Annotated in this window: 16 protein-coding genes; 13 read left to right on the plus strand and 3 right to left on the minus strand. The window is 69.6% G+C overall.

All coding sequences use genetic code 11. The annotated features are described in order from the left end of the window. Positions 1–64: 64 nt before the first annotated feature. On the minus strand, positions 65–1036 hold the full coding sequence (locus AC07PA_RS01265; protein ID WP_494655358.1) for a LysR family transcriptional regulator: 972 nt from the start codon (positions 1034–1036) through the stop codon (positions 65–67). Between the two features lie 99 nt (positions 1037–1135). Between AC07PA_RS01265 and AC07PA_RS01270 the strand changes: the two genes are divergently transcribed. The 13 genes from AC07PA_RS01270 to AC07PA_RS01330 all read left to right on the plus strand — a co-directional run bounded on the left by AC07PA_RS01270 (position 1136) and on the right by AC07PA_RS01330 (position 19710). Continuing rightward, positions 1136–1684 carry a GAF domain-containing protein gene (locus AC07PA_RS01270; RefSeq protein ID WP_494603799.1) on the plus strand — a complete coding sequence of 183 codons (549 nt, stop codon included), beginning with the start codon at positions 1136–1138 and terminating at the stop codon, positions 1682–1684. Positions 1685–1706: 22 nt separating this feature from the next. Beyond that, the gene (locus AC07PA_RS01275) at positions 1707–2117 is read left to right on the plus strand and encodes a VOC family protein (protein WP_494603797.1); all 411 of its coding nucleotides are present in this window, start codon (positions 1707–1709) and stop codon (positions 2115–2117) included. Beyond that, on the plus strand, positions 2114–2911 hold the full coding sequence (locus AC07PA_RS01280) for an alpha/beta fold hydrolase (RefSeq protein ID WP_494603795.1): 798 nt from the start codon (positions 2114–2116) through the stop codon (positions 2909–2911). The genes AC07PA_RS01275 and AC07PA_RS01280 overlap by 4 nt, the downstream gene beginning before the upstream one ends. Continuing rightward, positions 2908–3711: an ABC transporter ATP-binding protein gene (locus AC07PA_RS01285; protein WP_494603793.1), complete on the plus strand. Its 804-nt coding sequence runs from the start codon at positions 2908–2910 to the stop codon at positions 3709–3711. Before AC07PA_RS01280 ends, AC07PA_RS01285 begins: the two co-directional genes overlap by 4 nt. 22 nt (positions 3712–3733) lie before the next feature. Next, positions 3734–4624: an ABC transporter permease gene (locus AC07PA_RS01290; protein ID WP_494603791.1), complete on the plus strand. Its 891-nt coding sequence runs from the start codon at positions 3734–3736 to the stop codon at positions 4622–4624. A gap of 42 nt (positions 4625–4666) precedes the next feature. Beyond that, entirely contained in the window at positions 4667–5764 is a 1098-nt protein-coding gene (locus AC07PA_RS01295) for an ABC transporter substrate-binding protein (protein WP_494603789.1), read from the plus strand. Between the two features lie 27 nt (positions 5765–5791). Continuing rightward, on the plus strand, positions 5792–6913 hold the full coding sequence (locus tag AC07PA_RS01300; protein ID WP_494603787.1) for an FAD-dependent monooxygenase: 1122 nt from the start codon (positions 5792–5794) through the stop codon (positions 6911–6913). 35 nt (positions 6914–6948) lie between these two features. Beyond that, on the plus strand, positions 6949–8109 hold the full coding sequence (locus tag AC07PA_RS01305) for a VWA domain-containing protein (protein WP_494603785.1): 1161 nt from the start codon (positions 6949–6951) through the stop codon (positions 8107–8109). Positions 8110–8111: 2 nt separating this feature from the next. Beyond that, positions 8112–10196, plus strand: coding sequence for a YehQ family protein (locus AC07PA_RS01310; RefSeq protein WP_494603783.1), 2085 nt, complete (start codon positions 8112–8114; stop codon positions 10194–10196). 151 nt (positions 10197–10347) lie between these two features. Beyond that, positions 10348–14160, plus strand: a complete 3813-nt coding sequence (locus tag AC07PA_RS01315; RefSeq protein ID WP_494603781.1) for a DUF4132 domain-containing protein — start codon at positions 10348–10350, stop codon at positions 14158–14160. A 127-nt stretch (positions 14161–14287) separates the two neighbouring features. After that, positions 14288–18115, plus strand: coding sequence for a DUF4132 domain-containing protein (locus AC07PA_RS01320; RefSeq protein WP_494603779.1), 3828 nt, complete (start codon positions 14288–14290; stop codon positions 18113–18115). A gap of 233 nt (positions 18116–18348) precedes the next feature. Then, positions 18349–18912 (plus strand): hypothetical protein, encoded by a 564-nt coding sequence (locus AC07PA_RS01325; protein ID WP_145694009.1) that lies wholly within the window; start codon positions 18349–18351, stop codon positions 18910–18912. Between the two features lie 84 nt (positions 18913–18996). After that, positions 18997–19710, plus strand: coding sequence for a Bax inhibitor-1/YccA family protein (locus AC07PA_RS01330; protein WP_184855384.1), 714 nt, complete (start codon positions 18997–18999; stop codon positions 19708–19710). Between the two features lie 105 nt (positions 19711–19815). Here the strand turns inward: AC07PA_RS01330 and AC07PA_RS01335 are convergent, their stop codons facing one another. Both AC07PA_RS01335 and AC07PA_RS01340 read right to left on the minus strand, forming a co-directional pair. Beyond that, positions 19816–20352 (minus strand): DUF2271 domain-containing protein, encoded by a 537-nt coding sequence (locus AC07PA_RS01335; protein WP_494603778.1) that lies wholly within the window; start codon positions 20350–20352, stop codon positions 19816–19818. Further along, on the minus strand, positions 20342–20866 hold the full coding sequence (locus AC07PA_RS01340) for an EF-hand domain-containing protein (protein ID WP_494603776.1): 525 nt from the start codon (positions 20864–20866) through the stop codon (positions 20342–20344). Before AC07PA_RS01340 ends, AC07PA_RS01335 begins: the two co-directional genes overlap by 11 nt. Positions 20867–20903 lie beyond the last annotated feature (37 nt).

The raw sequence follows: 20903 nt of genomic DNA on the forward strand, positions 1-20903 counted from the left end.
GGCATTCCGGGCACACCAGGCCCGCGCTCCCCGGGGCGCGGGCCTTTTTCTTGGCGCTGGCGGCTCAGGCCGCGGGCTGCTTCATGCGCCGCGCGGTCTCCACCACCACGCCGCGCAGCGACCGCACCGTGGGGTGCGCTTCGAGTTCCTTGGTTGTGAAGAAGCTCACCGGCGGCAGGTTCCAGTTGAGCTTGTAGGGCAGTGCGGCCCAGTGGCCGGCGCGCTCCATCTCGGCCACCACGTCGCGCGCGAAGATGGTGATCGCGTTGGGTTCCTGGCGCAGCACCATCTCCATGCTGCGGATCGCCGTGGTCTCCAGGATGGGCAGCGGCGGCTGCACGCCCGCGCCGACGAAGATCGCGTTGTAGGTGCGGCGCATGGGCGTGTTGGGCGGCGGCAGGATCCAGTCGAGCTGCGCCAGCCGCGCCCAGTCCAGCGGGCCGCGCGAGAGGCGCTCGACATTCTTCGCGCCGACCACGAGGCAGGGCTCCTGCTCGTAGATGGCCTCCTGCACCAGCCCGCTGGCGTCGCCGTCGTACGAGCGGCCGATGGCGCAGTCGAGCTCGCGCGCCAGCAGGCCGGCGACCAGCTCGTCCGTGGTGCCTTCGCGCGCCATCACCGAAATGCGCGGCGAGCGGTCCAGCAGGTGCGTGAGCGCGGCCGACATGAGCTGCTGCGGCACCTGCTGCGTCAGGCCCAGCCGCAGCCGGCCGCTGCGGCCCGCCCCGAGCGAAGTGAGCACGCGCGTGGTCGCATCGAGCTCGGCCAGCCAGCGCTTGGCATAGAGCAGCACCGCCTCGCCCGCCGCCGTCGGCACCAGCCCCCGGCTGGAGCGGTCGAACAGCCGGCTGCCGAAGATGTCCTCCACCTCGTGCAGCGCCTTGGTGATCGCCGGCTGGCTGAGCTGCATTTCGGCCGCCACCCGGCCCAGCGTGCGGTGCCGGTCGATGGCCTGCAGCAGCGACAGCTGCCGGAGCTTGAGGCGCGACAGCAGCGCGTGCTGCAGTTCGGCGGCGGGATCGCGGGCGGTGGGCAAAGTCATAACTCCTGAGTTATCGGACCATCAGCAATTATTTCACTTTGGTGAATTGCCAGTCCTAGAATTTTTCCCATGCACTCGAATCACGACACGCCGATGACCCATCCCCTCAGCGCCGGGTTTCTGGACGCGCTGGCCGATGCCGCCAACACCGGCGAGGCCCTGCAGCAGATCAACCGCCGCCGCCTGGAGATCGCCCCCGGCAGCATCTTCAGCATCCAGCAGAACGTGACCACCGCCGGCGACGGCGCCGACCAGGTCCTGCTGCGCCGCTTCTATTCCTCCGAAGCGACGAGCTTTCCCATCAACGGCGCCAAGCGCAAGACGATGACCCCCTGGACCGATTGCCTGTTCGTGCAGGGCCGGGTGTTCGTCGGCGAAGGCGAGCAGGTGCTGGCGCAGCACTTCGACGACTTCGGGCAGATGCGCGCCTACGGCCTGTGCAGCGTGGTCAACGTGCCGCTGCTGCAGGGCCGGGTCTGCTACGCCACCTTCAACGTCTTCGGCACCCGCGCCCGCTGGCAGCCGCAGGAGCTGCTAGGCCTGCGGCTGCTGGCGCTGGCCGCCGCGCGCTGGGTGCCGGCCATTCCCGGGCTCGCCTACCGCTTCACGGGCGCTGCCGCCGCCCTGCCTTCGGCAGCCTGATTGAAAAAAGAAGGAATCCGCCATGCCTGTGACCGCCTTGCACCACTTCACCATCCGCTGTGCGCCCGAGGAGCTGCCGCTGCTGGTGGACTTCTACGTGCGCGTGATGCGCCTCACGGTGGGCGCGCGGCCGGACATCCCGGCACCCGGTGCCTGGCTGTATGCCCAAGGGCAGCCCATCGTGCACCTCTACGCCCACCTGTCGACGCCGGACGCGCCAGCGCAGCCTGCCACGGGCCATGTGGACCATATCTCGTTCCGCTCGCACGGCCTGGCCGAGGTGCGCGAACACCTGCACAGCCAGGGCATTGCCTTCGAGGAAGCGCCGATCCCCGGCTGGGCGATCCACCAGCTGTTCTTCAAGGACCCGCGCGGCCTGAAGATCGAGATGACCTTCTGGATGGACCAGGAAAACGCAGGGGCTGCGGCATGACGGCGACGCACGTCCTCGGCACCGGCGAGGTGCGCACCGCCTTCGACCGCGAAGGCGAAGGCCCGCCGCTGCTGCTGATGCACGGCGCCGAAGCCTCGCGCCAGATGTTCGCGGCGCTGGTGCCGCTGCTGGCACGGCACTTCACCGTGATCGCCTACGACCAGCGCGACTGCGGCCAGACCGAAGGACCGGAACACGCGTCGACGCTCACCGACCTGGCGAACGATGCGCAGCAGCTCATCAAGGCCCTGGGCTTCAAGCGCGCGCATGTGTTCGGCTCTTCCTTCGGCGGCCGGGTGGCCCAGGCGCTGGCGCTGCTGCACCCGCGCTCGGTCGACCGCCTGGTGCTGGGCAGCACCTGGCCGCTGCCCAGGCCCTATGAAGAGCTGTGCCCGGACGCCCAGCGCCTGGACGCGCTGCGGCGCGGCCTGCCGGCCACCGCCGAGGAACTGGCCACCTGGTTCTTCCCCGGGGACTTCCTGGCGCAGCGGCCCGAGCTGCGGCGCGTGTTCGCCACCGCGCGGCCGGCGTCGGAGCGCTCTGCCCGGCGCATGGCCACGGTGCAGACCCTGCTGGCGCAGGGCGTGGCCGACATCGTCGCCCCCACGCTGGTGCTGGCCGGCGAGCTCGACCGGGTGGTGCCGCCCAGCGTGACCCTGGCGATGGCCGGCCGCATCCGCGGTGCCGACGCCGTGCTGCTGCCGGCCATTGGCCATGTCGCTGCCGTGCAGGCGCCCGAGGTGCTCGCGCACCACATCGTCCGTTTCCTGAAACCCGAAGGAGCCAATCCATGACCACGATCACCGCAGAGCGCCCGCGCGGGCGGGCCGACTACATCCGCTTCGAAGGGCTGTCCAAGCACTTCGGCGATGGCGATGCGGGCGTGCTCGCGCTCAAGGACATCGATTTCTGCATCGAGGAAGGCAGCTTCGTGACCATCGTCGGGCCGAGCGGCTGCGGCAAGAGCACGCTGCTGCGCATCCTCGCGGGCCTGCTCGACTACAGCACCGGCCGCGTGCTGCTCGACGGCCAGCCGATCCGCGGCACGCGGCGCGATGTGGGCGTGGTGTTCCAGGGCTCGATCCTGCTGCCCTGGCGCACCATTCTCGAGAACGTGATGCTGCCTGCCGAGGTGATCGGCCTGCCGATGAAACAGGCGCGCGAGCGCGCCATGGAGCTGCTGCACATGGTGCGGCTCGATGGCTTCGAGCACAAGCTGCCGCGCCAGCTGAGCGGCGGCATGCAGCAGCGCGCATCGATCGCCCGGGCGCTGCTGCACGACCCGAAGTTCCTCTTGATGGACGAGCCCTTCGGCGCCCTGGACGCCATGACGCGCGAGCGCATGAACGTGGAGCTGCAGCGCATCTGGATGGAAAGCGGCAAGACCGTGGTGCTGATCACCCACTCGATCCCCGAGGCGGTGTTCCTCGGTGACAAGGTCTTCGTGATGTCGCCGCGCCCCGGCACGCTGGAACGCGTGCTGCCCATCGACCTGCCGCGCCCGCGGGCCATGGAGGTGATGTCGCACCCGGCCTTCGCGGCCGCTTCGGCATCGATCCGCGAACGCTTCTCCCACGCCGCTTCGTTCGACTGACACAAACAAAAAGAGGCTCCCCATGACCACCGCCATGCTCGACAAGACCGATTCCATCGCCGCGCCAAGGGACCCGGCACCGCCTGCCGTGCCGGCGAACCCGCGGCGTCGCCGCCACCCCCTGGCCTCGGCGCGGGTGCAATCCGTGCTGCTGCTCGTCACGCTGCTGGGTTCGTGGGAGGCCGCCGTGCGGCTCTTCAAGGTGCCCCGGCACCTGGTGCCGCCGGTCAGCGACATCGCCGTCGCCCTGTGGCGCGGCCTGGCGACCCACCCGCTGGCCAAGGACGGCTTCTGGTACCACGGCGGGGTGACGGTGACCGAGATCCTGCTGGGCTTCGTGATCGGCAGCGGCGTGGGCCTGGCCATCGGCATCGCGGTATCGCAGATGCCGCGGGTCGAAGCGCTGCTGGAGCCCTACGTCGCCGCGCTGCAGAGCGTGCCCAAGGTGGCCATCGCGCCCATCATCGTGGTCTGGCTGGGCTTCGGCATCAGCTCCAAGGTGGTGATCATCTGCCTGCTCACCTTCTTCCCGGTGCTGGTCACCAGCATCGCCGGCTTCAAGGCGGTGGACCCGGACCGCATCGACCTGCTGCGCTCACTCTCGGCAACGCCCTGGCAGATCTTTCGCAAGGCCAAGTTCCCGAGTGCCATGCCCTACATCTTCGCGGGGCTGAACATGGCCGCGGCCTTCAGCGTGGTCGGCGCGGTGGTCGGCGAGTTCGTCGGCGCACAGGCCGGCCTCGGCGTGCTCATCCTGCAGATGGAGGCCCAGGCCGACAGCGGCGGCAGCTTCGCGGTGTGCGTGGTGCTGTCGGTGATCGGCATCGTGCTGACCGGCCTCTTGCGCCGCCTGGAGGGCCGCGTGCTCCATTGGATGCCCGCCGATACCTCCCAGCGTGCGGTGAACGCCTGAGCAGACCCGATTCCCCCCATTCTTTGTCAAGGAGTGAACACCATGGTGACGCGACGTGATTTCGGCCTGGGCCTCGGTGCCCTGGGCTTCGCTGCCGGCCTGCCGGCGCTGGCGCAGAGTGTGCGCATGATGAAGGTGGCCAACACCGCGGCGGTGAACGACCCGCAGCAGTGCTTCTGCACCGCGGGCCAGCACCCCCGGCTCAACTTCTACAAGCCGAGCGGCGTGGACGTGGAATACGTCAACATGTCGAGCATGACGCAGGCGCTGCAGAGCCTGCGCGCCGGGCATGTGGACTTCGGGCCGGCGGTGCCGGGCATCCTGCTGCCGGCAATGGCCAAAGACCCGTCGCTCGACCTGGTGAGCGTCTACAAATGGCTGCCGCGCAACAGCAACGTGATCGTGGTCAAGCCCGGCAGCCCGATCCGGTCGGCAGCCGACCTGGCGGGCAAGCGCATCGGCGTGCGCAGCCAGGGCGACACCGGTATCGTCGTCACCCGGACCCTGCTGGCCGAGCTCGGCCTCAAGGACGACCGATGCGAGTACATCGCCATCGGCGACGGCGCACCGGCCGGCGCCGCGATCGACAACGACCGGGTGGACGCGATGGTGGCCTTCGACACGGCCGCCGCCCGCATCGAGCTGGTGGGCACGAAACTGCGCTATGTGCCGCTCACGCCGAAGTTCGCGCAGGTGGGCTCGGGCTGGCTGTGCGTGCCGCGCAAGCTGCTCAAGGAAGAGCGCAAGGCGCTGGTCGCGCTGTTCCAGTGCGTCGCCAAGTCGACTCTTTTTTCCAACGCGAACCTCGACGCCGCCATCGACGCCCACTGGGCGGTCTACCCTGAAAGCCGGCCCAAGGGCCGCAGCGAGGACGAGGCGCGCAAGGAGCTGGGCTTCATCCTCAAGGACCGCAAGAACAGCTGGATGCGCCGGCCCGACGACCCGGACCAGCGCATGGGCGCATCGACGCTGGCCGAATGGAAGGCCAACATCGAGATGGCCGCCGAGGGCAGCAAGAACCCCAGGCTCGCCGAGGAGCTGGGCGACCCGAACCGCCTGTTCACCAACGAGCTGATCGACGACATCAACGCCTTCGACAAGCAGGCCGTGGTGCAGATGGCCCGGACCTTCAAGGCCTGAGCCTTGCCATCCCAGAGGAGTTTCCCCATGGACGTTCTCATTTCCGGTGCCAGCATGGCAGGCCTGTCGGCCGCCTGGTGGTTCGCACACCACGGCCACCGGGTCACCGTGGTCGAGCGCTCCGAGGGCCTCAGGCCCGGTGGCGCACCCATCGACGTGCGCGGGCGCGCGCTCGCAAGCGCGCAGCGCATGGGCCTGCTCGCGCAGATCGAGCGCGAGAAGGTGCGCCTGCTGGAACCCTCGCCCGTGCTCGACGGCACAGGCGCGCAGGTGGCGACGCTGGACCTGCGCTGGTTCGCCAACGAGACCGATGAGGACATCGAGATCACGCGCGACCGGCTCAACCGCATCCTGCGGGACGCCGTTCCGCCCGAGGTGGAGTTCCGCTTCCAGGCCTCCATCGCCTCGCTCGCCGACAGTGCGCAGGGCGTGGACATCAGTTTCGCGGACGGCCGGCAGAAACGCTACGACCTGGTGGTCGGTGCCGACGGCCTGCACTCCAGCGTGCGCCGGCTCGCCTTCGGGCCCGAGAAGGACTATGTGCGGCACTTCGGCCACTACGTCGCACTGGTCGACCTGCCCGCCGGCCGGGACTGGCAGCGCGCCATGCTCAACGTGCCCGGCCTCACGGTCGCCGTGCGCGACGCGGGCGATGGCCCGCAGGCCATGGTGCTCGCCGCCAGTCCCGTGATCGACTACGACTACCGCGACCCGGCGGCGCATCGCCGATTGCTCGACCAGTTCCTGGCGCGCGTCGATGCCTGGCAGGTGCCCGCCATCCGCGCCGCCTTCGCCGACCCGGCGGCCCGGGGCTTCTACTTCGACTCGGTGAGCCAGACCCACATGCCGGCCTGGATTCACGGCCATGTCGCGGTCATCGGTGACGCAGGCCACTGCGCGGCGCTGCTGTCGGGCATGGGCACCACGCTGGCCATGGTGTCCGCCGAGAGCCTGGCCACGGCGTGGACCGAGCATGGCGGCGACATGCAGGCCACGGCCGCCGCGCACGAAGCGCGCCTGCGCCCCTACGTGGAACAGTGCCAGGCCTTCGCCAACCACGGTGCGCCCATCATGGTGCCGGCCACGCAGCAGGCGCTGGATGAACGCAATGCGATGTTCCGCGCGACCGCCGCCCGGTTCGCGCAGTGATGCGTACTGGCACGGGTGGTAAGCTTTCGCTGCCCATGCCAAGCCCCGAGTTCGACGACACCCGCCCCGACGAGGCCCTGCGCCGCTGGCGCCTGATCCTGGGCCGCTATGCCGCGCAGCCACTGTCGCATGCGCAGTTCGATGCGGGCGACTGGAAGCTCGACCAGGCCCTCGAATACCTCTACGGCCGTGAGTACGATGGCCGCGGCCTGGCACGGCCCCCGGGCGGCCTGGGCGGTGCCGGTTCGCTCGACCCGAGCCAGCTGCGCGCCATCGACTGGCTCAACCGCTCGCGCACGCTGTTCCCGCAGGAGGTCTTCGAGCGCATGCAGACCCAGGCGATCGACCGCTACCAGCTCACCGACCTGCTCAAGGACCCGGCCGTGCTGCGCTCCATGGACCCCACGCCGGGCCTGGCCAAGGCGCTGCTGGGCATGCGCGGGCGCCTGTCGGGCAGCATGCGCGACGCCGTGCGCGAGGTGATCCAGAAGACGGTGGACGAGATCACCCGCCGGCTGAAGAACGACTTCGTCAACGCCCTGGTGGGCCGGCGCAACCGCCAGCGCCGCTCGCTGATCAAGAATGCGCAGAACTTCGATGCGCGCGCCACCATTGCCGCCAACCTCAAGAACTACAGCGCCGAGCGCCGCCAACTGGTCATCCAGCGCCCGCTGTTCAACGCCCGCGTCAAGCGCAACCTGCCCTGGGACGTGGTGCTGTGCGTGGACCAGAGCGGCTCGATGATGGATTCGGTGATCTACAGCGCCGTGATCGCCGGCATCATGAGCTCGCTGCCCGCCGTGCGCGTGAAGCTCGTGGTGTTCGACACCGCCGTGGTCGACCTCACGCACCTGGCGCACGACCCGGTGGAGGTGCTGCTCACGGTGCAGCTGGGCGGCGGCACCGACATCGGCCGCGCCGTGCACTACTGCGAGTCGCTGATAGCCAACCCGCAGCGCACGGTGTTCACGCTGATCAGCGACTTCGAGGAGGGCGCCGCCCCCGGCCCGCTGCTGTCGGCCGTGGCGCGCATGGCCGAGGCGCGCGTGAAGCTGCTCGGCCTGGCCGCGCTCGACGAGGGCGCCAACCCGGTCTACGACCGCCAGATGGCCCAGCGCCTGGCCAACAAGGGCATGCATGTGGCGGCGCTCACGCCCACCCACTTCGCCCAGTGGCTCGCCGAGGTCATGGAGTGACGATGGCCGCCTGGTTCGATGGCTACCGCGCCTACGACGACGACACCCTCACGGCCCTGGCCAACGCAGGGCTGCTGCGCCGCGCCGCCAAGGACGTGGAGGCGGGCAAGGTGCAATGGGCAGAGCAGGGCACCGAGGGCGGCGTGGTCGAGGCTGATGGCCAGCGCGTGCAGCTCGACGCCCGGGGCCCGCAGAAGGCGCGGTGCGACTGCCCGGCGCCGGGGATCTGCAAGCACATCCTGGGCGCGGCGCTGTGGCTGCGCGCGCTGGAGCCCGTTGCCGGCACCGCCGCGCCGGCGGCAACGCAAGCGCCCGATGCCCCGGCAGAACCAGGCCCGGCAACCACGGCCGACCCGCTGGCTGAAGTGAAAGCCCTGCAGGCCCCGGCCCTGTTCAAGCAGGCCGGCGTGGCCGCCGTGCGCCGCGCCGTGCAGGCGCTGCCCTGCGGCATCGAATGGCGCGTGCAGGGCGGCACGCTGGTGATGGAGCTGCCGGCGCTGAACGCCACCTGCCGCTACGTGGCAGGCGCGGGCTACGAGGGCATGGTGTCCGAAGTGCCGGCGCGCGAGCGCAAGGCCGTGCACCTGATCGCGCTGGCGGCCCTGCGCGAGGCGCTCGGCGAGCCGCTGGCGTGGCCCGAGGGCATGGCGCCCGCCGCGGCGGCAGAGCAGCCCACGGCCGCACTGGGCGAGCGCGAACGCGCCTTTCTCGCCCAGGTGGAGGCCATGCTGCACGAGCTGCTCACCGGCGGCCTGTCGCACGTGAGCGAGCAGGCCTCGGCACGGCTGCTGGCGCTCAACATGTCGGCGCGCGGCGAGGGCCTGCCCCGCCTGGCCGCGCTGCTGCGCAACCTGGGCGGCATGGTGGACGGCCTGGTGCGGCGCGACCACCGCATGCAGGAGCGCGACGCGCTGGCGCTGATGTCCAGCATCCAGGCGCTGTGCGATGCCCTGCGTGCCCCCGCTGAAGGCCCGGAGGCGGCAGAACGCACTGCCGCCCTGCGCGGCCGGCTGCGCCGCGCATTCGACGAGACCACGGCCCTGGAACTGCTGCCCCTGGGCGCCCATTGGTGGCAGACCCTGGGCGGCGCGCGCGGCCTGACCCTGGCCTTCTGGGACCTGGCCGGCCAGCGTCTGCTGCAGGCCGTGCTGGCGCGCCCCGATGGCAACGACACGGGCTTCACGCGCCACAGCGCCTGGAACATCCATGCCGTGTGGCCCGGCGTGGGCGCCGCGCAGTCCCTGTGCCAGGCCCCGCTGCGGCTGGAGCAGCCGCGCCTGGCCGACGACGACCGGCTGGCCCTGGCCGGCACGGCGCGGGCGCAGGCCCTGGCACCCTGGCCCGTGGGCGATGCGCGCCTGGCCACGCTGGGCTGCGGCCGCTGGGCCGAGCTCGCGGCACAGCTCAGCGCGGCCACCGGCCTCTCGGGCGACGGCGCCGAGCTGGTGCTGCTGCGCCCCACCGCCACGCGCGCACCCATCCTCGACGAGGCGCACCAGCAGCTGCTCTGGCCGGTGCAGGACGCCGACGGCCTGTGGCTGCACCTGACCGTGCCCGTGGGTGATGCCAGCATGCTGCGCGTGGACAACCTCGACCGGCTGGCCGCGCGCGGCGCCCCGGTGCACGCCGTGCTGGTGCGCATGGAGCGCACCGGTACCAGCACGCTGCTGGTGCCGCTGTCGCTGCTCAGCAGCGATGCCAGGGGCCAGGTGCATGCCGTGTCGCTCGACTATGCCAACGAGGCCGCGCGCCCCACGCCGCTGGCCCAGCGCATCCTGCGCCTGGTGCAGTGGCGCAAGGAGCAGGCCACGCCGGCGGCCACCCAGCCCACGCGCGCCCAGCGCCTGCTGGGCCCCGTGCTCGACGTGCTGGAGACCCAGGCCGCCACCGGGCGCATGCCGCTCACCGGGACCCAATCGGAGCGCCTTGGTGCCGCGTTGCCGGGCATCGCCTCGGTAGGCCTGCACACCGTGGCATCGGCCCTGCGACACCACCTGAACGCACCGCAGCCCGCGGGCGCGCTGCGCCTGCAGCAGCTGTGCCAGCGCACGGTGGAACTCGACGGGCTGCCATCTATCGCTGCGTAGCGACTTGATGGCCTGGCCGTGCCCCCGCGCGGTGTTACAAGCCATTACCTTGAAAGCGGGCAAATTGCACGCGGGCGCGGCCTGGCGCCACGGTGGCGCCATGGCGCGCTGACAAAATGCGGGGCTCTATTCAGACCACAGGGGATCGTGCATGGGACTGCTGGACAAGATCGTGGGGGTGGTGACGGGCCGCTCGGACAATGATGGCAACGGACTGAACACCGCGCAGAACAACCTGCTGCGCCAGGCCATGGAGCCGCTGGACAAGGCGGCGCCGGGCCTGGCAGACAAGGCCCTGGCCTTTGTGACCCAAGGCACCCACGAAGCCGTGCTGCTGGAGCTGCAGGCCCCCCATGCCCTCGAGCCGGGCCAGTTGCTCGGCGCGCCCGGCCGGCTGCGCTGGGGCTTCAACCTGTACAACGACAAACCCCTGGAGGCCGCGGGCAAGAAGAGCCTGGCCGGCCGTTCCGGGTTCTACGCCAGCATCCCGGCAGACAAGCCGCCGCTGGCCATGCTGGTGCGCCTGGGCAAGCTGCTGGCCGCGGCCGATGCCGGCAAGTCGCTGGAACACCCCGGCGCGCCCGTGCCCGACTGGCTGCAGTACCTGGTCAACGATGCGGTGCACGCCAGCTTCAAGGACGGCAACAGCAGCAAGCACGAGCTGGGCAAGGACCGTGCGGCCTGGACGGTCGACCTCATCGCGCAGTTGCTGGCCGAGGAGGGCCTGGACGAGACCCTGGCACTGCAGCTGGTGTTCGAGCGCAAGGGCCTGGACAGCTACTACCAGGACCGGCTGGACGGCCTGGTCAAGGCACCGGCCCTGGCCGCGTACATGCTGGCGCGCCCCGAGGCCGTGCAGGCCCTGCTGCAGCAACTCTCGGCCTCCGGCCGCGTACAGCTGGCTTCGCGCATCGGGCCCGACAAGGCGCTGCGCGCGGGCTTCGCACCGCTGCTGGTGGCCCTGGCGGCCGATGGCAGCAAGACCGTGCGCGCCGAGGCCGTTCCCCACCTCAAGGGGATCGACGAGGCCGAGCGACTGCGCCTGCTGGCCGCGCTGCTCAGCGATGGCGATACCAGCCAGCGCACCCAGGCGGCCGAACTGCTGGCACGCCTGCCCGCCGAGGCTACGCGCGACCTGCTCGAGGCCGCGCTTGCCAGCGAGGCCAGCAAGCCCGTGCAGCAGGCCATCCGCGCGGCGCTCAACCGCATCGACGCCGCTGGCGGGGCCCAGGAGCAGGACCTGCCCGAGCCCCCGCCCTGGACCCCGTTCGCCGACAGCCCGCTGGGCGAGGATGCGCTGGCCCTGCTGCTGGCCAACCGCACCGAGGTGATCGAGCGCGCGCGCCGCGCCGCCGAGGAAGAGGCCGAGGAAAACAAGACCCAGAAGCACAAGTACACCTGGCGCCAGAAGAGCTACGCCAACCTGGCCAAGCTGACCGAGGACGACGTGCGCCAGGCACTGGCCCTGCTCAACGGCCAGCTCGAGAAGAAGCAGATGGAGAAGCTGCGCAACAGCGAGGTGGCCCAGGTCGTGACGCATGGCAACCGCCTGTTTGCGCTGCCGTCCTTCGGCCCCTCGCACCTGGTCCGCTGGCTGGGCGTGTCGCGCTACAGCCGCAGCTTCTGGTTCGACGACGGCTTCCACAAATGGCTGGGCGGCCAGCCACACGGCAGCGTCGACCTGCGCGCCCTGGGCGACCTGCTGCAGCGCTCGGGAACCCCGCTGATCGAAGTGGCCCGCACGGCCCTGTTCGACTACTGGAACACGCCCAGTGCCACCGACCTGCTGCCACCCGAGCGCGTGTGGCCGTTCTTCGCCGAACACCCCGAGTTCCTCGACCAGGCCCTGGGCCTGGCGGCGCAGCAGAACACCGGCGACCGCTATGCGAGCACGCTGGAGCTCGGGCCGGCCTTGCGCACGCTGGCCACCTTTCCGACCATTCCTGCGCGCTGGCTGCCGCGCGTGATGGAGCTGGCCCTGGGCGAGGGCAAGACCCACCGCCCCATGGCGCAAAAAGCCTTGTCCACGCTGCCGGGCATCGGCCGCCAGGTGGTGGAGTCGCTCACCCACACCAAGAGCGAGGTGCGCATCGAGGCCGCCAACTGGCTGGCCGAGCTGAAGTATGCCGACGCCGTGCCCGCCCTCACCAAGGCGCTCGAAAAGGAAAGCCGCGAGACGGTGCGCGCCGCCTTCCTCACGGCGCTCGAAGGCCTGGGCGAGGACATCTCGCCGCGCCTGGCGCCCGCCATCCTGCTGGCCGAGGCGAAGAAGGGCCTGAAGGCCAAGCCCCCCGCAGGCCTGGCCTGGTTCGCGCTGGATACGCTGCCGGCGGCGCGCTGGGCCGGCAGCACGGCCGTGGAGCCCGAGATCCTGCGCTGGTGGGTGGTGCTGGCCTGCAAGCTCAAGGAGCCCGGCGGCAACGCCCTGCTCACGCGCTACATGGGCCTGCTCGATGCCGCCAGCCGCCAGGCCCTGGGCAGCAGTGTGCTGCGCCAGTTCATCGCGCACGACACGCGCCACCCGCCGCTGGAGGAGGGCATTGCCTACGCCCAGGCCCATGCGCCGCAGCGCTACCAGTCCTACCAGAAGGGCTGGCAGAACGCCAAGCCCGAGTACCGCCAGTACTACGAGGCCGACTACGCCAAGTCCGAGGACCAGGTGTTCGAGGAGTGCAAGCGCGAGAAGATGTCCGAATACCTGGGCAGCGCCATCGGCGAGAAGGGCATCCTCGCGCTGGCCGCCTTTGCGCCGGGCCACGAGATCGTGACCTTGCTGCAGCAGTACATGCGCGACCACTACCAGCGCCGCTCGCAGATCGAGGCCATGCTCGAAGGCGTGGCGCCAGGCAACGACCCGGTGGTGATCCAGCTGATGCTGGGCCTGTCGCGCCGCTACCGCACGGCCTCGGTGCAGACCAAGGCCCGCGCCCTGGTGCAGGAGATCGCCGACCGCAACGGCTGGACCCAGGACCAGCTGGCCGACCGCACCATCCCCACGGCCGGCCTGGACGACAGCGGCACGCTGGCGCTGCCCTATGGCGAGCGCATCTTCACCATGGTGCTCGACGCGGCCATGAAGCCCGAGCTGCGCAACCCGGAGGGCAAGGCCATCAAGACCCTGCCCGAGCCGCGCCAGAACGACGACCCGGCCCAGACCAAGGAGACCAAGGCGCTGCTCTCCACGAGCAAGAAGGAGCTCAAGCAGGTCATCGACCTGCAGACCGCGCGCCTGTTCGAAGCCATGTGCACCGGCCGCCAGTGGCCCGTGGCCGAATGGCGCGAGTACCTGCACCGCCACCCCGTGGCCGGCCGGCTGGTGCAGCGCCTGGTGTGGCTGGAGGTGGACGCCGAAGGCGCCGCACTGCAGAGCTTTCGCCCCACCGAGGACGGCAGCCTGATCAACACCGAGGACGACGAGGTGGAGCTCGGCGACGGCGCCCAGGTGCGCCTGGCCCATGCCTCGCTGGTCGATGCGGCCACGGCCAGCGCGTGGACGAAGCACTTCAAGGACTACAAGCTCGCCCCCCTGTTCCCGCAGATGTCGCGCCAGTCGCCCACCCTGGCCTTCACCGACGACAAGGGCCTGGCCGTCACGGAGATCCGGGACCGCCAGGGCTGGGTCAGCGACAGCTTCACCCTGCGCGGCGCCTTCACCAAGCTCGGCTACCAGCGCGCGCAGGCCGAGGACGGCGGCTTCTTCTACGAATACACCAAGGACTTCTCCAGCGTGGGCGTGCGCGTGTCCATCGAGTTCTCGGGCAACACCCTGCCCGAGGAGAACGTGGCCGCGGCCTTGAAAACCCTGTCCTTCGAGGACAGCCGCTCGCGCAGCTGGAGCGAGAGCACGCTGCCCCTGGCCAGCGTGCCCCCGGTGCTTCTGGCGGAAGCCTATGCCGACTACCTGGCCATCGCGAACGCCTGCACGGGTTTCGATGCGGACTGGGAAAAGAAGATGCCCTGGTAGCACAGGTTGACGGCGCCCGTGCGCCCGCGTTACAACCTCAGCCGATGATGATCCACGGTGCGCTGCCTTGCCTGAAGCCAGGTGGCCGCGGCGTGCAAACACGACAAAGCAGGCGGAGGGAATGCGAATGGGATGGCAGGACATGGCAGGCGATGCGGCGGCCGGCGGCACCGGAATCACCAACGGCCCCCCGGGAACGGATGGCCTGACGCAGGCGCAGCACGGGCTGCTGCGCGAAACCATGGAGCCGCTGGAGATGGCGCGGGCGGGCCTGTCGGACAGGGCGCTTGCCTTCATCACGCAAGGTACCCACGAATCCGTGCTGCAGGAGCTGCAGGCCCTGCAGGCACCGCTTGCGGCCGGCCAGTTGCTGGGGCAACCAGGCCGGCTGTATGCGACCTTCGACGCCGGGGGCGACCCTGCCATGGCGGCGGCTGCGGACAGGAGCCTGGTCCCCCGGGCCGCGTTCTATGCCAGCCTGCCGGACGGCACCACCGCGCTCGCACCGCTGGTGCGCCTGGGCAAGGTCCTTGCGGCCGCCGACCGGGGCCTGTCGCTGCTGCGCCCGGGAGCCCCCGTCCCCGACTGGCTGCAGTACCTGGTCAACGACGCGGTGTTCGCAACCATCCAGTGGCGGTACCCCGAAGTGCGTGGCCTGGCGAAGGACCGCGCGGCATGGACCGTCGAGCTGGTGGCACGCCTGCTGGCCCATGAGGGAATGGACGAGGACCTGGCGCTGCAGCTGGTGTTCGAATGCAAAGCCCTCGAAAGCTACCAGCAGGCGTCGCTGGCCGGACTCGTCCAGTCGCCCGCCGTGGCGGGCGTCCTGCTCGCCCGGCCCGAGTCGGCGCGCACGCTCCCGCGCAAGCTCTCGGCCTCCGGGCGCGTGCAGCTCGCGGCGCGCATCGGCAAGGATGCCCAGTTGCGAACGGGCCTGGCCCACGTCCTGATGGCACTGGCTGCCGACAGCGCCAAGGCTGTGCGCGAGGCGGCGGCGCCCCATCTCGCAGGCATGTCCGAAGCCGAGCACCTGGATGTGTTGCGCTCGCTCCTGCAACACGGTGACACCAAGCAGCGTGGCCAGGCCATCGAACTGCTGGGGCGGCTCTCGGCGCAGGTCTCGCGCGGCATTCTCGCCACGGCCCTGGAGCGGGAAACCAGCAAGCCCCTGCAGCAGGCCCTGCGCGATGCGCTGGCGCGGCTCGATGCGGCGCAGGATGCCCAGGAGATGACCCTGCCCGAGCCGCCCGCGTGGACACCGATTCCCGACACGCTGCTGGGCGGCGATGCCCTGGCGTTGCTGCTGGCCAACCGCGCGCAGTGGATCGAAGACGCGCGCCTTCTGGCGCAGGAAGAGATCGACCAGAACGAGGGCCGCGTCCAGAAGGATTTCTGGTACCAGCAAGCGCTTGCGCGTGCGTCCAGGCTGAGCGAGGACGACATGCACATGGTCCTGGCGGTCTTCAACGGCCAGGCCAGCGCGCAGGACGCAGAGCGTTTGCGCAGCGGTGACGCAGCAAAGGCCCTGGCGCTGGGCCAGCGCATCCATGCCCTGCCCGCTTTCGGGCCACTTCATCTGTTGCGTTGGCGCGGTCCCTGCCCGCATGGGCGCAGTTTCTGGTATGACGAGGCTTTCCAGGACTGGCTCGCCCGCCAGCCGCAGGGCACGGTGGACCTGCGCGCACTGGCCGACGTGGCGCAACGGGCCGGCGTGCCCCTGGTCGAGGTGGCACGCAGTGCACTGATCTCCGACTGGAACCACAGCAGCGCCAGCGAGCTCCTGGCGCCCGGATGCGTGTGGCCGTTCTTCATGGAGCACCCCGGCTTCATCGACGAAGCCCTGGGACTGAGCCACCGGGCCAAGGACGGCGCCCCGTACAAGGAGCTGGAGCCCGGCCGCGCACTCAAGACCCTGGCCCTGTTCCCCTGCATCCCTGCGCGCTGGCTGCCGCGTGCGCTGGAGCTGGCCCTGGGTGATGCCAGGGCCCTTCGCTCCCAGGCGCAGGACGCACTCCGCGGTGCTCCCGGTATCGGCCGCGCCGTTGCCGGAGCGCTGGCGCATACCCAGCATGAAGTGCGCACCGAAGCCGCCGCCTGGCTGGCGCAATTGCAGTACGCCGAAGCCATTCCCGCGCTGCGCACCGCGCTGGACAAGGAAAGCCGCGAAACGGCGCGCGCTGCCTTCCTGAGCGCGCTGGAAGCGCTGGGGGAGGACATCTCGGCCTGGCTCTCTCCCTCCATCCTCCTGGCCGAGGCAAGAAAGGGCCTCAAGGCCAAGCCACCTGCCGGCCTGGCCTGGTTCACCATGGACGCTCTGCCCGCCGCCCGGTGGGAACAGGGAACCCCGGTGGAGCCGGAAATCCTGCAGTGGTGGGTCACGCTGGCCTGCAAGCTCAAGGAACCAGCAGGCAACGCACTGCTGACCCACTATGCGGCCCGCCTGGATCTGCCCAGCCGCCAAGCGCTCGGCAGCTGCGTGCTGCACCAGTTCGTCGGCCACGACACGCGGCGCCCAACGCTCGCACAGGCCACTGCGCATGCGCAGGTCGAAGCGCCCTTGCGCCAGCAGCAATACGCGCGCGCCTACCACGGCGCGGCAGAGCAGAACCGTCCGTTTTACGAAGCCGACTACCGCAGAACCCTGGAGCAGCTGCTGGAGGAATGCAAGCGCGAGAAGCTTGCTGAATACCTGGGTACTGCGATCGGAGAAAAGGGCATGCTGGCCTGGGCAAGCCATGCACCCGGCCACGACATCGTGGACGTGCTGCGCCAGTACATGCGCGATTACCCGCAGCGCCGCGCTCAGATCGAAGCGCTGCTCGAAGCGGCGGCCGCCAGCGACGATCCCGCAGTGCTCCAGCTGCTGCTGGGTGTGTCACGCAGCCACCGCGCTGCATCGATCCAGGAAAAGGCACTGGCCCTGGTGCAGGAAATCGCCCGCCACCGCGGTTGGACACCTGACGAACTGGCCGACCGCACCATTCCCAGTGCCGGGCTCGATGACACCGGAAGCTTGGCACTTCCCTTGGGCGACCGGGTTTTCACCCTGTTGCTCGGCCCCGGCATGGCGCCCGAGCTGCGCAATCCCGATGGCAAGGTCGCCATGGCGCTGCCCGAACCACGCCAGGACGACGACCCGGGACAGGCCAAGGAGACCAGGGCATTGCTGTCCCAAAGCAGGAAGGCCTTGAAGGAGGTGGTCGAGCAACAGACCGCCCGCCTGTTCGAAGCCATGTGCACTGGCCGTTCGTGGCCCGTGGCCGGCTGGAGCGAATACCTGCACCGCCATCCTGTGGCCGGCCGTCTGGTCCAGCGCCTGGTATGGCTGAACATCGACAGCCAGGGTACGGTGCTCCAGAGCTTTCGGCCTGTGGAAGATGGCAGCCTGCTCGATGCCGAAGACCGGCAAGTGGACTTGGCCCGCGGCTCCCTGCTGCGCCTGGGCCATGCGGCACTGGTCGATGCCGCCACTGCAGACGCCTGGCTCCGGCATTTCGAGGACTACCGGGTCAGCCCGCTGTTTGCGCAGATGTCGCGACGCACCCCTGCGGTGGCCCTGGCCGATGCCACAGGCCAGGCCGTCCATGGGATTCGCGATCGCCTGGGCTGGACGAGCGACAGCCTCACGCTGCGCAATGCGTTCACCCGGCGTGGCTACCAGCGCGCACCGGCCGAAGAGGGTGGGCTGTTTACCGCATACACCAGGAATTTCGCGGGCGCCGGAGTACGGGTGGTCATCGACTTCTCCGGCAACGTGCTGCCCGAGAAGAACGTGCCCGCAGCGCTCAAGGGCCTTTGGTTCGAGAACACGCGCGCACGCGGGCGCAGCAACCCGGCCCTGCCCCTGGCCAGCGTGCCGCCCGTGCTGCTGGCCGAGGCCTACGCCGACTATCTGGCCGTGGCCCTGGCCTGCACCGGCTTCGACGCCGATTGGGAAAAGAAGATGCCTTGGTAGCCGGTATGCAGAGCACCTCAGGGGACTGTTCTGCGAAACATCAAGCCGTAACTGTTTGAATCGAGCGACGAAACCGGAACGAATTCACGTTTTTTTGGTGAGGTCTCTCCATTCTCACAATTTGCGACATCTTGCCAGCGCAAGTCCCGCGATGATCCAGCCCTCGCACCGCAAAACAGCCCATGAGCTGGCGGGATTTTTAGTGAATGTGAATGATTGAGGGAGGTATTTTCATGCCGGGTTTTGTCCGAAAGATTCTGATTTTCATCACGGGCTATGCATGGCTCATCCTGCTGGCGGGCCCGGGCCTGGCCGGCCTGGCCATCTGGAGCAGCTGGAAGGCCGATGGCGACCACGCCTACACGGCGCGCGAACAGCTGCAGACAGTGGCCGGCAAGGTCACCGGTGCCAGCGAAGTGACGGTCAAGCGCAAGCGCCGCTCCACCAAGCAGTACTACGAGATCACCGTGGCACCCGACGCCGGCGGTGAAGCCCGCAAGCTGCGCATCGCGCACAGCACGCCCAAGGACACCGTGGGCGGCATCATCGACGAGAAGATCACCGCACTGTACGACAGCAGCGACAGCGACATCGTCTATGAAGTGGTGACCGGCGGCAAGGCCGTCATCAGCTACGAAGACACGCGCAAGCGCATGCAGGCCGAAGCCGCGTCGACGGCACAGTCCTTCAGCGGCGCCGGCATCTGGATCCTGGCCGTCCTTCTGACCCTGGTGGGCGCCGGTGGCGTCTGGTCCAACCGCAAGCTGCGCCGCGCCGACGAACTGGCCGCCGCCTGAGCCAACAACAGATAGAGAGGCAAGGGGCGGCCCACGAGGCCGCTCCTTGTGTGAGAAGTAGCAACCCAACCGAGGAGCATCCTTGTGAATACCAATGTCCTGACCCCTGAAGACCCGTCCGGCTCCCCCATGGAGCGGCGCGAGTTCATCGTCTCCACCTACAAGCACCTGGGCGCGGCCATCCTGGCCTTCGTCGTGCTGTCGACGGTGCTGATGGTGAGCGGCTTTTCCAACACCACGGCCAAGATGCTCATGGCCAGCGGCAACAAGTTCATCTGGCTGGGCGTAATGGGCGCCTTCATGCTCGTGGGCTGGCTGGCCTCGTACCTGGCCGACAACGCCGAGAAGCCCCAGACCCAGCTCATGGGCCTCGGGATCTACGTACTGGCCGAAGGCCTGATCTTCGCGCCGCTGTTCGGCATCGCCCAGATCGTGGCACCGGGCGCCATCGGCGCCGCAGGCTTCATCACGCTGCTGATGGTGGCGGCACTGACCTGGACGGCCTTCACCAGCAAGTCCGACTTCTCGTTCCTGGGCGGCATCCTCAAGGTGGGCGGCCTGGTGGCCCTGGGCACCATCGTGGCCGGCGCGATCTTCGGCTTCAAGCTCGGCATCTGGTTCTCCGGCATCATGGTGCTGTTCGCCGGTGCCTGCGTGCTGTATGACACCTCGCGCATCATCCACGACTACCCGACCGACCGCCCCGCCGGTGCTGCCCTGCACCTGTTCGCGTCGATCGCGCTGATGCTCTGGTACGTGCTGCGCATCCTGATCAGCCTGGCCTCCAGCGACGATTGAGCCGATGGCTGTGGCGGTGCCCCGCGAGGGGCATCCACCAGAAAGAAGAACACCGGGCCATGCCACAGCATGCCCGGTGTTTTTTTTGGGGGAGCAGGCAGCGGGTCAGTCCGCCACGTCCACCGTGACCTGGCCCAGCTCCTTGCTGCCCTGCACGCGTGCCGTGTTGGCCGTGCGGCCCCATTCGAAAGGCACGCGCAGCAGCTCGCGCTCGCCCTGCTCGCGCACCGCCTCCACCACCATCTGGTAGCGCCCTGGAGGCAATTGGGCCAGCGGCCCCTTGCCGCCAGCAAAGTGCAGCGCATGCGTGCCCACGGGCCGCGTGGCACCTGTAATGCCGTCCACGGGCAGCGCGAGCTGCTCGCCACCCATGCGCCACCAGGTGCGCAGGTTGCGCAGCCAGCCCTTGCCCAGGCCGTCCTTGAGGCGCGTGTCGTACCAGACGGCGAGGGTGCCCACCACCGCCTTCTCGTCGGCCTTTTCCACCCAGGCCGCAAGGTAGGGCCGGTAGTAGGAAGCGGTCTTGATCTCGGGCAGCGTGATCTGCAGCGTCAGCGACGCCGCAGCCGCCGGCGCAGCGGCCAGCGCCAGCGCGGCTGCCAGGCAGCTGCGCGATGCTGCAGTCCTGGCCTCAGTCGTCATTGGCGCGGGCCTGGGGCGGGCGCTGCGGGTCGTCCTTGGAGACGATGCCATCGCCGTTGGTGTCGAGGTTCTTGAAGGTCTTGTCGGCGATGGCCGCGTCCTCGGCCGCAGTGAATTGGCCGTCGCGCGCGCGGTTGACGATGGCAAAGCGCACGTGGGCCTGCTTGATGCTGTTCTCGTAGGCCTTGTCGGGCTGCTTGCCTTCGTCGAAATACTGGCGCTTGAGGCGGCCCTCGAACTCGGCCACGTACTCGGCTTCGCTCAGCACGCCATCGCCGTTGGTGTCGGCGGCGCGAAAGCGCTGCAGGCGCACGGCATCGAACTCGGCGCGCGTGACCTGGCCGTCACGGTTCGTGTCGTAGCTGCCCAGGAAGGCCTGCAGGCCGTGGCCACCGGCCGGGCGGGCCGGCTGGCCCGGGGCTGCCGGGGCGCTGGCAGGGCTGCTTGCACAGGCCGACAGCAGGGCGGCTGCGGCGAGTGCCGCCAGCAGGGAAGAGGTCTTGTGGATCGTCATGGTCATCGTTGCCTTTCGTTGGCTCAGGTGGGAAGGA

The sequence above is a fragment of the Acidovorax sp. GW821-FHT09B03 genome, assembly GCF_059418305.1.

Coding starts and splice junctions, on each gene's coding strand:
- AC07PA_RS01270 (WP_494603799.1), top strand. CDS start 1,136: ATGACCCATCCCCTCAGCGCCGGGTTTCTGGACGCGCTGGCCGATGCC.
- AC07PA_RS01275 (WP_494603797.1), top strand. CDS start 1,707: ATGCCTGTGACCGCCTTGCACCACTTCACCATCCGCTGTGCGCCCGAG.
- AC07PA_RS01280 (WP_494603795.1), top strand. CDS start 2,114: ATGACGGCGACGCACGTCCTCGGCACCGGCGAGGTGCGCACCGCCTTC.
- AC07PA_RS01285 (WP_494603793.1), top strand. CDS start 2,908: ATGACCACGATCACCGCAGAGCGCCCGCGCGGGCGGGCCGACTACATC.
- AC07PA_RS01290 (WP_494603791.1), top strand. CDS start 3,734: ATGACCACCGCCATGCTCGACAAGACCGATTCCATCGCCGCGCCAAGG.
- AC07PA_RS01295 (WP_494603789.1), top strand. CDS start 4,667: ATGGTGACGCGACGTGATTTCGGCCTGGGCCTCGGTGCCCTGGGCTTC.
- AC07PA_RS01300 (WP_494603787.1), top strand. CDS start 5,792: ATGGACGTTCTCATTTCCGGTGCCAGCATGGCAGGCCTGTCGGCCGCC.
- AC07PA_RS01305 (WP_494603785.1), top strand. CDS start 6,949: ATGCCAAGCCCCGAGTTCGACGACACCCGCCCCGACGAGGCCCTGCGC.
- AC07PA_RS01310 (WP_494603783.1), top strand. CDS start 8,112: ATGGCCGCCTGGTTCGATGGCTACCGCGCCTACGACGACGACACCCTC.
- AC07PA_RS01315 (WP_494603781.1), top strand. CDS start 10,348: ATGGGACTGCTGGACAAGATCGTGGGGGTGGTGACGGGCCGCTCGGAC.
- AC07PA_RS01320 (WP_494603779.1), top strand. CDS start 14,288: ATGGGATGGCAGGACATGGCAGGCGATGCGGCGGCCGGCGGCACCGGA.
- AC07PA_RS01325 (WP_145694009.1), top strand. CDS start 18,349: ATGCCGGGTTTTGTCCGAAAGATTCTGATTTTCATCACGGGCTATGCA.
- AC07PA_RS01335 (WP_494603778.1), bottom strand. CDS start 20,352: ATGACGACTGAGGCCAGGACTGCAGCATCGCGCAGCTGCCTGGCAGCC.
- AC07PA_RS01340 (WP_494603776.1), bottom strand. CDS start 20,866: ATGACGATCCACAAGACCTCTTCCCTGCTGGCGGCACTCGCCGCAGCC.